Origin of the sequence: Bacteroides sp. An51A, assembly GCF_002161565.1 — a bacterium.
In the GTDB taxonomy this organism is placed as follows: domain Bacteria; phylum Bacteroidota; class Bacteroidia; order Bacteroidales; family Bacteroidaceae; genus Phocaeicola; species Phocaeicola intestinalis.
In genome coordinates this window covers 301,015-313,791 of sequence record NZ_NFIC01000003.1, presented here as the reverse complement: position 1 = coordinate 313,791, position 12,777 = coordinate 301,015, and the positions used below count along the sequence as shown (strand labels likewise).

General features: G+C 47.3%; 12 protein-coding genes. 9 read left to right on the top strand and 3 right to left on the bottom strand.

Going from position 1 to position 12,777, the window contains the following annotated elements:
* Nucleotides 1-68: 68 nt before the first annotated feature.
* From B5G04_RS07635 to B5G04_RS07625, 3 genes are all read right to left on the bottom strand, one after another.
* Nucleotides 69-1,196 (bottom strand): efflux RND transporter periplasmic adaptor subunit, encoded by a 1,128-nt coding sequence (locus B5G04_RS07635; protein WP_087251101.1) that lies wholly within the window; start codon nucleotides 1,194-1,196, stop codon nucleotides 69-71.
* Between the two features lie 115 nt (nucleotides 1,197-1,311).
* Nucleotides 1,312-1,728, bottom strand: coding sequence for a DUF6769 family protein (locus B5G04_RS07630; protein ID WP_239414052.1), 417 nt, complete (start codon nucleotides 1,726-1,728; stop codon nucleotides 1,312-1,314).
* A 72-nt stretch (nucleotides 1,729-1,800) separates the two neighbouring features.
* Complete coding sequence (locus tag B5G04_RS07625; RefSeq protein WP_022038871.1) at nucleotides 1,801-3,090, bottom strand: hemolysin family protein; 1,290 nt, start codon at nucleotides 3,088-3,090, stop codon at nucleotides 1,801-1,803.
* A 475-nt stretch (nucleotides 3,091-3,565) separates the two neighbouring features.
* On the opposite strand from B5G04_RS07625, the gene B5G04_RS07620 reads away from it, so the two are divergent.
* The 9 genes from B5G04_RS07620 to B5G04_RS07580 all read left to right on the top strand — a co-directional run bounded on the left by B5G04_RS07620 (nucleotide 3,566) and on the right by B5G04_RS07580 (nucleotide 12,771).
* Nucleotides 3,566-5,887 carry a TonB-dependent receptor gene (locus tag B5G04_RS07620; protein ID WP_087396562.1) on the top strand — a complete coding sequence of 774 codons (2,322 nt, stop codon included), beginning with the start codon at nucleotides 3,566-3,568 and terminating at the stop codon, nucleotides 5,885-5,887.
* Between the two features lie 40 nt (nucleotides 5,888-5,927).
* A complete protein-coding gene (locus B5G04_RS07615; RefSeq protein ID WP_087209953.1) occupies nucleotides 5,928-7,382 on the top strand; it encodes a DUF4374 domain-containing protein in 1,455 nt (484 codons plus the stop codon).
* Nucleotides 7,383-7,636: 254 nt separating this feature from the next.
* Nucleotides 7,637-8,599 carry a PepSY-associated TM helix domain-containing protein gene (locus B5G04_RS07610; RefSeq protein ID WP_087211681.1) on the top strand — a complete coding sequence of 321 codons (963 nt, stop codon included), beginning with the start codon at nucleotides 7,637-7,639 and terminating at the stop codon, nucleotides 8,597-8,599.
* An 88-nt stretch (nucleotides 8,600-8,687) separates the two neighbouring features.
* Nucleotides 8,688-9,923: a 3-phosphoshikimate 1-carboxyvinyltransferase gene (locus B5G04_RS07605; protein ID WP_087396560.1), complete on the top strand. Its 1,236-nt coding sequence runs from the start codon at nucleotides 8,688-8,690 to the stop codon at nucleotides 9,921-9,923.
* 2 nt (nucleotides 9,924-9,925) lie between these two features.
* Entirely contained in the window at nucleotides 9,926-10,357 is a 432-nt protein-coding gene (locus B5G04_RS07600; protein ID WP_087396558.1) for a phospholipase, read from the top strand.
* Between the two features lie 108 nt (nucleotides 10,358-10,465).
* Nucleotides 10,466-11,281 (top strand): metal ABC transporter permease, encoded by an 816-nt coding sequence (locus B5G04_RS07595; protein ID WP_087396726.1) that lies wholly within the window; start codon nucleotides 10,466-10,468, stop codon nucleotides 11,279-11,281.
* 28 nt (nucleotides 11,282-11,309) lie between these two features.
* Nucleotides 11,310-11,735 carry a tRNA (adenosine(37)-N6)-threonylcarbamoyltransferase complex ATPase subunit type 1 TsaE gene (gene tsaE / locus B5G04_RS07590; protein ID WP_022038878.1) on the top strand — a complete coding sequence of 142 codons (426 nt, stop codon included), beginning with the start codon at nucleotides 11,310-11,312 and terminating at the stop codon, nucleotides 11,733-11,735.
* A gap of 13 nt (nucleotides 11,736-11,748) precedes the next feature.
* Nucleotides 11,749-11,970 (top strand): immunity 17 family protein, encoded by a 222-nt coding sequence (locus tag B5G04_RS07585; RefSeq protein WP_022038879.1) that lies wholly within the window; start codon nucleotides 11,749-11,751, stop codon nucleotides 11,968-11,970.
* 168 nt (nucleotides 11,971-12,138) lie between these two features.
* The gene (locus tag B5G04_RS07580; RefSeq protein ID WP_087211689.1) at nucleotides 12,139-12,771 is read left to right on the top strand and encodes a cytidylate kinase-like family protein; all 633 of its coding nucleotides are present in this window, start codon (nucleotides 12,139-12,141) and stop codon (nucleotides 12,769-12,771) included.
* Nucleotides 12,772-12,777 lie beyond the last annotated feature (6 nt).

Here is a 12,777-nt window from a genome sequence, read left to right as displayed (position 1 = left end):
ACAGATTACACAGATTCACTATTAATTGTTAATTAAAATCTGTGTAATCTGTGGTAGTAAAAATAAAATCAATGATTGTGCGTATGTGCGGGGATGGCATTGCTTGCCGAAGCCAGTTTCACATGAATGGCACCTTCAGTCACCAGCCGGTCGCCTTCTTTCAGCCCCGAAAGGATTTCTACATGCGTGCCGTCGTCCAGCCCCGTCTTTACCTCCTGTTTCCGATAGCACTCGTCATCCATCTGCACGTAAACGAACTTTACGCCCTGTTCTTCGGTAAGTGCCGAAAGAGGGACACTGATCACCCCTTCACGCCCGTCCGACAATAGCCAGACTTCGACAAAGGCTCCGGGAAGCATCTCGCCACGGTTGTCAAACTCGAACGTGACGGGGATATAATAAGAAGTGTCGCCGGTGGACTTGCCATACGAAAGCAGACGTCCGCCCAGCGAATCGAGCCGATAGACACGCTCATCATACGAAGTACGGAAATTGGCGGAAGACACCTTGCGCAATGCCGGATAATAACGCTCCGATACATCGGCACGCAACCTCAACCGGCGTGTCTGGGTAATCGTCAGCAAGGGCTGGCCTACGGTCACATAATCCCCCTCTTTCACCAGGCAAGACTTCACATAGCCCGAAATGGGTGCCTGCACCGATACGCCCTTTCCGTCATGGCTGGGCGAAAGAGCTTCGTAAGCAACACGGGCATTTTCATAAGCTTCTTTCAGCACATTAAAGTCTTTTCTCGAAACTATCTGGCTATCTACCAGTTTAGAGGCACGTTCGTATTCGTCCTTGGCGGTTTCGTAAGCGATGCGTGCACGGTTGACGGCATCCCCGTCCTGAATACGACTTCCCGACACGTTCAGCACGGCATTTCCGGCTGCTACACGCATGCCTTCCGTAAGCGGGCGCACAAACGAGACGACTCCCGCCGTACTTGCCACTACCGCCGCCTCATCGCCCTGCACGGCAAGTATCTGTCCGCTGGCAGGGATAACTTGGCGGAACGTGCCTGCCTTTACGGTTTCTACTTTCACTCCTGCCGCCTTCGCTTTCTCCGGAGCCAATACAATCTCTCCCGAAGCTCCGTGTGCGGCTTCTTCCTGATGTGTTTCTTCCTCGTGTCCGTGGGCGTGCTTCTCTCCTCCCCCACACGAAGCCAGTGCCAGCAAGGCAAAGGCTCCCATCCATAAACTTTTTGTTCTGTTCATATCTGTTTCTGATTTTATCCGTTTGTTTTTACGCGGCAAAGATACCGCATCCCTAAGGCAACTAAGTTGCATTTGTTCTACTATAATAAAATCAGCAAACAGGGGGAGCACGCAAGCCCGTATTGCAGGCTACATCCTGCGTGTGCAGGTTCTCGATGTACATCCCGTCGGAAAGCAAAGCCGCTTCGGGCATGTACACCAAGTGCAACAGATACGTGAAAGTATAAAGAATAGAATAAAATGTATAGTCGGGAGCCACTGTATCCTGATGATGTCCGGTCGTGGCACACTGGAAATGCGTAACACATCCCACCGTACATGTATGGCGGTCACCATCGCCTTCGTGGTGCATGCCAGCCGTATTACAATCCTCACCCGCACAAGTAGCCAGGTCGGCATGCAAGCAAAAAAGCTCCGAATGGTGATGATGAGGGAAAACGGAAGCTATCTGCATCACCATGCAGACTAACAAAAACCAATGTGTTATGTATTTCCGTTTCCTTTTCATCTTCTTTTTCACCACAGATAATATACAACTGGAAAATATTTTTCTTGTATTTCTTCTCTGCCCCGATTATGATTATTTATTTTGTGTACCCTGTGGTGAGACCGTAACCAGCACTTTGTCAATGCGTGCACCGTCCATATCCACAATTTCAAGATGGAAGCCGTTCCATTGCAACGTTTCGCCACTGGTAGGAATATGTTGCAACTGCTGGAGAATCAATCCGCCCAGCGTATGATATTCGGCATTCTCAAACAAGTCCTGACGGTCGAAATAACACAAAAAGTCATACAATGCACATTGTCCGTCAACCAGCCATCCATCACCTGATACACGTTTTATAATATCCGGTTCCTCACCTGGAGCATCCATCGTCCCTACCAGACCTTCCAGAATATCGCGCAAGGTAATGATACCTGTGCACACACCGAACTCGTCACACACCAGCGCACGGCTGATTTTCCGTGCTTTCATCTGCTCAAGTGCCTTGTATACATTCATACTTTCGTGGAAAAAAACAGCCTCGTGAATAAGCGCTTCCAACTTAAAATCAGGCTCGTAAAGGTGCAATACCAAGTCCTTCAGGTTTACTATGCCTTTCACGTGATCCAGGTCGCCTTCGGCTATCGGATAAAATTCGTACAGCTTCTGGCTCAGCAACTTCTTCACCTCATCGGCTCCCATATCAGTATCCAACCATACGATATCACTCTTGTGCGTCATAATCGAACTTACTTTCAGGTCGCCCAACAAGAACACACGTTGCATGATATCCTGTTCCACCGGCTGCACCTCACCATCTTCAGTTCCCTCCTGAATGATGGATTTTATCTCTTCCTCGGTCACCTTGTTGTCTGCTTCCTTAATACCCGACAGGTTAAATATCAGTTCCGTACTTTTCGAAAGAAGCCATACAAAAGGCAATGCCAGCGTAGAAAGCAAATTCATCGGACGCGAAACAGTCTTTGCAGCCTGTTCGGCAATGCTTAACCCGATGCGCTTAGGAACCAGCTCACCAAAAATAATGGTCAGATACGTGACAATCACTACAATGATTCCCTGCGCCAAAGTAGCAGAATAGTTCACAGGTATACCCCACGAAACCAAAATATCCGAAAAATCGCTCGCTATTTTATTACCCGAATAAATACCAGTAAGAATACCGATGAGGGTGATGCCGATTTGTACCGTCGAAAGGAAACGGTCGGGGTCGTTTGCCAGCTTGAGCGCTACACCGGCAGCCTTGCTTCCCTTTTTCGCATCTGTAGAAAGCCGAGTTTTTCGGGCTGATATTAATGCCACCTCGGACATGGAAAAAATACCGTTAAGTACTATCAACCCGACAATTATAAGAATTTCGTCCATAAAAATATAAAAGTGTTTCCGGGCGGCAAATATAGTGGAATGTTCAATGATAGAGAAAGAGAAACCAAAGTATTAAATAGTTTTAACAAAAGCACCAACAAATACAAACTCCTATCCTGAAAACTACTTTGAATTTATCGTGTGCTGATTTAGAATGAGCTTTTGAGGCGTTTTAGCTGGTATGGTGAAGAAAATAGCGGATTATCTGACGAAAAGCAGAAGCGAAGATGACCCAAAATTCGCCCACAAAAAACAAATTCATAAAACCAATATCCCCCAAAATAGGTAAAAACAAACGCAAATTACAAAGGCGGAATACCTACTTTTGGGGATTGCAGCACAAAAGCAGACTCCGTACCTTTGCATCGTAATTAGAATCATTAAAAATAACAATAAAAAAATGACAAAACACTGCGTCCTCACATTAATTTGCTTATTAATGTGTTCTCTCACTGTTTCGGCACAAAAACGAGCCATGCTGTCGGGAAAAATCATTTCGGCAGAAGATAAAAGCATCATCGACTTCGCCACCGTTTATCTGAAAGGCACCAGTTATGGATGTACCACCAACGAACGGGGCATCTATCATCTGAAAGCTCCCGCAGGTACCTATACATTGGTAGTTTCCGCCATCGGATTTGAGACATTCGAAGAACAAATCACCTTGAAAAATGAAGAGCGTACCCGGCAGACCATCGTGCTAAAGACTGCTACACACCAACTGGATGAAGTGGTAGTAGTATCCAACGGGGTGAGCCGTGTGCAGAAATCGGCATTCAACGCCGTAGCACTGGACACACGGGAGCTACACAACTCCACCAAAAGCCTGAGCGATGCACTGACCCAACTGCCCGGACTGAAACTGCGCGAATCGGGAGGCGTAGGCTCAGACATGCAACTGATGCTGGACGGTTTCTCGGGCAAGCATGTAAAAATATTCATCGACGGAGTACCTCAGGAGGGTGCTGGTACAGCATTCGACATCAACAACATACCGGTAAACTTTGCCGAACGTATTGAAGTATATAAAGGTGTGGTCCCCGTAGGCTTCGGTACCGATGCTTTGGGAGGAGTCATCAATATTGTGACCAACAAGCGTCGCCGTAGCTGGCATCTGGACGCTTCGTACTCGTATGGATCATTCAATACGCACAAATCATACATCAACTTCGGACAAACCTTCCGCAACGGACTGATGTATGAAATAAACGCTTTCCAAAACTTCTCGGACAACGATTACTACATCGACAACTATATTACCGAATTCGGCGATGATGGCATAACAGAAAATACCGACCGCAATAAAATCTATCACATACGCCGCTTCAACGACCAGTTTCATAACGAAGCCATCATCGGGAAAGTGGGTCTTGTAGACAAAAAATGGGCAGACCGCCTGATGCTGGGTTTCACCTTCTCTAATTTCTACAAAGAAATACAGACAGGTGTATACCAGTATATCGTCTTTGGTGAGAAACACCGCAAGGGACACTCGTTCGTTCCTTCACTGGAATACAGCAAACGCAATCTCTTCACCAAAGGACTGGATGTGATGCTGACCGCCAACTATAATCATAACATTACAAATAACATCGACACCGCCACATATAAATACAACTGGCTGGGAGAGCGCAAGTTTACCGGAAGTCATGGCGAACAGTCGTATCAAGACAACGAATCAAAGAATACCAACTGGAACGGAACCTTTACCGCCAACTACCGCATCGGAACGGCACATACATTTACGTTGAATCACGTCTTGAGCACCTTCCGGCGCACCACCCGTTCGTATGTAGACGGGAGTTCGAAGATTTCCGACTTCAGCATACCTAAAATCACACGCAAGAATATCACGGGCCTCTCATACCGCCTGATGCCTACAGAAAAATGGAACTTCTCAGCTTTCGGGAAATATTACAACCAGTATAACCAAGGCCCGGTATCGCAAAGCGAAGACGGTGTAGGCAATTACATCGACATGCACAGGCATACCAGCGCATTCGGATACGGAGCCGCCGGCACATACTTCATCATCAAAGGACTCCAGGCAAAGCTTTCGTATGAAAAAGCATACCGTCTGCCTACCACCGATGAGCTATTCGGCGATGAAGACCTGGAAGCCGGTAAAACCGATCTGCGTCCCGAAAAAAGTGACAACGTGAACTTCAACCTCAGCTATAACCGCCAGTTCGGCAAGCACGGCATCTATGTGGAAGGTACGCTGATTTACCGCGACACGAAAGATTATATCCAACGCGGACTGAGCACCGTAAGTGGAATGAGTTACGGCATCTACGAAAATCACGGACGGGTGAAGACGAAAGGTTTCAACATATCGGCACGTTACAATTACTCCCGCTGGTTCTCATTGGGAGGCACATACAACAACATCAACGTACGTGATGATGAACGTTACACTGCGGAAAATACCCAGCAGCAAAGTGCCACGTACGGCCAACGTATGCCGAACCTCCCATATGTTTTTGCCAACTTCGATGCCACCTTCACATGGCACGACCTTTTCGCCGAAGGCAATGTACTTACCATATCGTACGATGGATACTACCAACACGAATTCCCTTTATATTGGGAACGCTTTGGCGACCCTTCTACCAAGAGTCGAGTACCCGAACAGCTCTCACATAACCTGAGCATCGGCTATTCGATAAAAAACGGACGGTACAACCTCTCACTGGAATGCCGGAACCTGACGGACGAAAAACTTTACGATAACTTCAGCCTCCAAAAAGCCGGCCGTGCCTTTTACGGCAAATTCCGCGTATACTTCGGAGGATAATGACTGGAACAGAAATTATTAAACTTAAATACAAACAAGGATGAAGAAAAAACATTTCTCATGGGCACTGATGGCTGCCCTCTCTTTCGGCTGTATCTGTACTACAGCTTGCAGTGATGACGAAACCGTACAAACCGAAGAACCGGATCCTACGCCCGACCCTAATCCCGATACCCCTACAGACGAAACCCTTAGCCGTTTCGTAATTGTGGCAGAAGCAGGTCAAGGCTCCAACACAGCAACTTACCTCGTAACGTCCGAATCGCTGGACGAAGGTCAAGTGACGGCTTTGGGCAACGGATACGAGACCGAAACAGCCTCCAACTGGATATTCTATCGCGAAAACTACCTGTTCAGCTTCCAATACAACGATGGAAATAACGGAACCGGTTTCTCCTTTAAGCTGAACGATGCCGGCAATGTAGTGGAAGACCGCCAGTACACATTCAACCGTACGACAACATACGGCACGTGGGGAGACAATGTAATAACCGCCTCTACCAATGCCGGCACCGCCGAACAAGACAACGAAGGCAATTATGCCTATTATCTGCAATTCAATTACCTGAGCGTATTGGACGGAAGTACCGTTACCGGAAGCCGTATTGCCGAAAACTTCCTGGGTAATGGTGAACGGGTAAGTTTTGCTGGCTTTGTAGAAGCAAACAACCGCCTTTACACATCAGTAGTTCCCATGGGGATGAGCCACTATGGCGTAAATACCTATCCCGAATATATCGTAGACCCATCGTATGTGGCAAATGGAAGCGGAGGAAGCGGTTCGGGACAATATACCGCTGGAATGATTCCCACAACCCAGTATCCGGACAGTGCTTTCGTCGCCATTTATAGTGGAGACGATTTCAACGAGACTCCTGTCATTGCCCGTACCGGTAAAATCGGTTTTGCCAGCGGACGTATGCGCTCTCAATACTACCAGACAATTTGGGCAGCAGACAATGGCGACCTTTATGTATTCTCACCGGGTTACGGACGTACTACCACCACACCGGTAACCAATAACGACGGTACCCAGTTCAACCGCGTGCAAGGTCAGCTGCCTTCGGGAGTAGTGCGTATCAAAGCAGGCGAAACCGTATTCGATGATAACTATTACGTAAATCTGGAAATGCTGGGAAACAAAAACCCAATGTTCCGTTGCTGGCACATCACAGACGATTATTTCCTGCTTCAAATGTATAGCGAAGGAGCCGAAAATATGAGTGGAACCAGTGCTCCACGCAATGAATTGGCTGTATTCAAAGGCGAAGAAGGCACACTGACCGTAGTAACCGGCTTACCCGATGCCAATACACTTTCCAGCATCGGCACCCCGTGTAGCGACAATGGATACGCCTATATCCCCATCGTAACGACCAGTTCCGAAAACAGCCAGACCATTTACCGCATCGACCCCACTACAGGCGTGGCTACAACCGGCCTGCAAGTAAATGATGTCATATCTGTATCGGCATTAGGAAAGCTCTCAAAATAACGGAATAAACCTTTTCACCACAGAGGAGACACAGAGTAACACAAAAAAATGAAAAGCTCTGTGCGCCTCTGTGATTAAGATAAGTGATACGACTGACTTACTTATGTGAAACGCCCGAGTCACTTATGTGAAACGGCCAACGCACTTATGTTCATCAAAACGCATGCTTGAATCAACTCTCTATTCTATTATGATGACATCTACAATAGGCACATTGTAATTCATCCCTGTAGCGATCTAAACATCTGTACACAATGAGAAAACTTTTTGCAAAACTCCACCTTTGGCTCTCGCTCCCTTTAGGCATCATCATCAGTATCATTTGTTTATCGGGAGCAGCCTTGGTATTCGAACGGGATATTACCCAGGCACTTCAACGTTCGCTTTATACCGTTGTTCCTCCTTCAGAAGATACCCAGCCTCTCTCTCCTTCCCAACTGGCAACGCACATCCAAGCACAAGTGTCCGACTCGCTCCACCTTTCTTCACTTCTGCTTTCAGCCAATCCGCACGAAACAGCTTTTGCCTCATTCCGCGAAACAGGCCGGAAACAGCTTAGTGTCAATCCCTATACAGGGGAAGTACTGGGCTGGACCCAATCGTATCCCTTCTTCCAGACCATGCGTAAACTACACCGTTGGCTGCTGGACCCACCTGCCTCGAAAGGCGAAAAGTCGGTAGGAAAAATCATTGTAGGAATCACCACACTAGTGATGGTATTTATCCTGATAAGCGGACTCATCATCTGGATACCTCGCACACGCAAGGCACTGAAAAACCGCCTCAGCGTGTCGTGCACCAAAGGTTGGCGCCGTTTCTGGTACGATAGTCATGTAGCAATAGGATTTTATAGCACTCTTTTCCTGCTTGTAATGGCACTCACCGGACTCACGTGGTCTTTCGGCTGGTACCGCACGGCTGCTTATTCGCTCTTCGGCGAAACGCCCTCTTCCACACAAGTACGTCACACAGACAAAGGCAAAGACAGGTCCCGCAAAGACGAAGTGAAAATCACTTGGAAAGATGCAAACGCCTCCGCCCCACAAAGCCTGAAAGGATGGTTTTATGCCTTCCATACCGGAAGCTGGGGAGGAATAACCACCAAAATACTTTATTTTCTTGCCGCGCTCTTTGGAGGTATCCTCCCTTTAAGCGGATATTATTTATGGTGGAAACGGACACGCCGGCGAGAAAAATCCCAAATCCGCAGAGATTAACATCGCAGACCGAATCATATTTCCAAGATGTATCCGGTATCTCATTTTTTTATCTTATCTTTGTCGCCGGAACAACAACACACATCGTATGAAGCGAATCATTTTAACTTCCCCCGACAAGATATACGGCAACATCACGTTGCCTTCCTCGAAAAGCATCTGCAACCGTGCACTCATTATCAATGCACTGGCACAAGCTTTTTCGAAACCGGAAAACCTTTCTGATTGCGATGACACACGCGTGATGATACATGCCCTGCAAGAAATGCCTCCGGTTATCGATATCGGGGCTGCAGGCACTGCCATGCGCTTCCTGACCGCTTTCCTGTCTGTACATCCGGGCACACACATACTGACCGGAACCCAACGTATGCAGCAACGGCCCATCGGCTTACTGGTCAATGCCTTACGTACACTGGGAGCAGACGTGGAATATAGCGGGAACGAAGGCTATCCACCTTTGCGCATTACGGGACGCCAACTGATAAACCATGATGTTACGCTACCGGGCAACGTCAGTTCGCAATACATTTCTGCCCTACTGATGATTGGCCCTGCCCTGAAAAACGGACTCACACTCAACCTGACAGGAGAAATCATTTCCCGTCCGTATATTGACCTTACCCTGCACTTGATGAAAAGTTTCGGTGCAAAAGCCGGATGGGCAAATGAAAAACAACTCTATGTCGAACCTCATCCTTACGAAGCACCCTCATCGTATTACGTGGAAAGCGACTGGAGCGCTGCATCATATTGGTATGAAATCTGTGCCCTCGCGCCCGAAGCACAAATAGAACTTCCGGGGCTGTTCCGGCAAAGCCCGCAAGGGGATGCATACGTAGCACACCTTTTCTCGTCGCTGGGTGTCAAGACACAATACCTTGACCACAAAGTAGTGCTACAAAAAGAAGGCAAACCGGTATCGCAGATGACATACAATTTCATCAACCAGCCTGACTTGGCACAGACGTTTGTGGTGACCTGCGCTTTACTGAATATCCCTTTCCGGTTCAGTGGACTGCAAAGCTTGAAAATCAAAGAAACCGACCGTATAGCCGCCCTGATGAAAGAAATGAAGAAACTGGGCTATGAGCTGACCGAAACTGACGGCTGTATCTTGGAATGGAACGGAGAACGGTGCCCTTCCGACACATCCCCCTGCATCGATACATACGAGGACCACCGGATGGCAATGGCTTTTGCTCCTGCCTGCATTCCACTAGGGAAATTATCCATCAACAACCCGCAGGTAGTGAGTAAATCATATCCTCACTTCTGGGACGACCTGCAGGCGACTGGATTCACCATCAACGGGAAAAACTGACTATGGGAATACTCCTTATTATATTGGCAGGCGTCATCCTGTTTGGACTGGTAGCCGGATATTTCTATAACCGGAATCTACACCGGAAAATTGCACGAGGAGAACTGAAAGAAGCCCCACCTGTGGTTACGATGGATAGCGAATGCTGCGGACAACACGCCGTATGTGAAAAAGAAAGCCTCCTGGCCGCCGTAAGCCGACAAATAGAATATTACGATGACGAAGAGCTGGACCGCTTCAAAGGACGTCCGGCAGACCAATACACGGCAGACGAAACGGACGAGTTTCGCGATATTCTTTACTCAATGCAGGAAGAAGATGTAGCGGGATGGAGCCGTAGCTTGCAATTAAGGGGTATCAATCTACCCGACGAACTGAAAGATGAATTGTTTCTCATTGTGGGAGAAAGAAGAAACAATGCAATAAACAACTAAAATCAAGTACCGGGTTCTTTTGTTTTTGAGTTGGTAAGTTTATAAGCTACAGGTATGCTTCGCCTAAAGACTCAAAGACTTACGGACGAACAAACTCATTTGCTTATGATGGATTTACTACAATACACTTTTTTCCAACATGCCTTGTTGGGAAGCCTGTTTGCCAGCATTGCCTGCGGTATCATCGGCACCTACATTGTCACACGCCGGCTGGTATTCATCAGCGGAGGTATCACTCACGCTTCGTTCGGAGGCATCGGCATCGGACTTTACACCGGTATCCCGCCCATACTTGCCGCCGCCATTTTCTCAGTACTCTCTGCATTCGGAGTAGAATGGCTCAGCAAGCGAAGCGATATGCGCGAAGATTCTGCCATTGCCGTATTCTGGACATTCGGAATGGCTATCGGCATCATTTTCAGCTTCCTTGCCCCAGGATTCACGCCCGACCTTTCATCGTTTCTTTTCGGGAACATCCTGACCATCACACAAGGAGATATCCTTTTGCTAGGCATACTAAGCTGTGTGCTTACCCTATTTTTCGCCCTTTTCCTGCGCCCCATCGTAGCCATTGCGTTCGATCCTGAATTTGCCCGTTCACAGCGGATGCCCGTCACATGCTTCGAATACATTCTGATGATGTTCATCGCCCTTACCATCGTATCTTGCTTGCGTATGGTGGGCATCGTGCTGGCAATCTCACTCCTCACCTTACCCCAGATGACCGCTAACCTGTTCACATACAGATTCAAGCACATCATTTGGCTTTCCATCGGCATAGGATATATCAGTTGCCTGGGAGGGCTAATCCTCTCCTACCACTATCAGATACCATCAGGAGCATCCATCATTTTTGTGTCCATCTTATTCTATGCACTCGCAAAGTTGAGCCGTATGAGATACAAGCTACGAAAAAATCATTAACTTTGCAAAAAATTTATCCAACAAGTATATGAAAATAACGATTACAGACCTCGAGCATATCCATGAAGCGGCAAAAGCTTTCATCGCCGCTATGGGTGACAACACTGTGTTTGCTTTCTACGGCAAAATGGGAGCCGGAAAGACCACATTTATCAAAGCTGTTTGCGAAGAACTGGGCGTGACTGATGTCATCAACTCACCCACATTCGCCATCGTAAACGAATACCGTTCGGACACCACAGGCGAACTGATTTACCACTTCGACTTCTACCGTATCAAAAAGCTGGAAGAAGTATACGATATGGGTTATGAAGACTATTTCTACAGCGGTGCCTTGTGTTTCATCGAATGGCCTGAACTGATAGACGACTTGCTCCCGGGTGATGCAGTGAAAGTCCGAATCGACGAATTGGAAGACGGAAGCCGAACGGTCAGCATCGACGCCGAAGCATAATATCGACATCACAATGGCCGTACATTATATCATACAAGCCTTGTTTGTGCTGGTGGGTATGCTCGCCCTGCTGGCAGCATTGTTCAACTGGGATTGGTTCTTCACCGCACACAATACCCGTTTCATCGTGGCCAATGCCGGAAGGAAGCGGGCACGCTTGTTTTATGCCGCTATCGGCCTGTTAATGATAGCTACGGGAATATTTTTCTTTCTGTCAATAAAAGGATGCATCTGATTACAATCACACAAATGCCCCGATTAGAAGATAATCCTCTCCGTCATTGAAGATAATCTGCATAATTTAGATACATTTGCCCCGATTCTCTTACGGTTTTATTTCCTTATTTCCTTTTTTTTATTTACATTTGCTCTATACATTAACAATAATTCAAACAAAAGCGTTATGAACGAGCATTTTGTAATCAATCTTGGTCGACAATTAGGGAGCGGCGGAAAAGAAATCGGAGAAAAACTGGCAAAAGACCTTGGCATCGCCTTTTACGACAAAGAACTGATAAACCTCGCATCAAAAGAAAGCGGATTATGTAAAGAGTTTTTCGAGAAAGCCGACGAAAAGGCTTCGCAAAGCCTGTTAGGAGGACTGTTCGGAACACGGTTCCCCTTCATTACCGAAGGAGCTTATCCTTATAATTCGTACTTGAGCAATGACTCTCTGTTCAAAATCCAAAGCGATGTCATCCGCCACCTTGCTGAAAAACAATCATGCCTCTTTGTAGGACGATGTGCCGACTATGTATTGCGTGACCATCCGCGATGTGCCAACGTCTTTGTATCAGCCTCCCCCCAAGCACGCATCGAGCGCCTGACCAAACGACTGAACATCAGCGAAGAAAAAGCAGAAGAAATTATGGAAAAAGCCGACAAAAAACGCTCTTCCTACTATAATTATTATAGCTACAACACATGGGGAGCCGCCGCGACATACCACCTTTGCATCGACTCGTCAGTACTGGGAATCGACGGAACAGTCGATTTCATCAGGCAATTCGTCAAGCTGAAACTGCAACTCCCATAAATAACA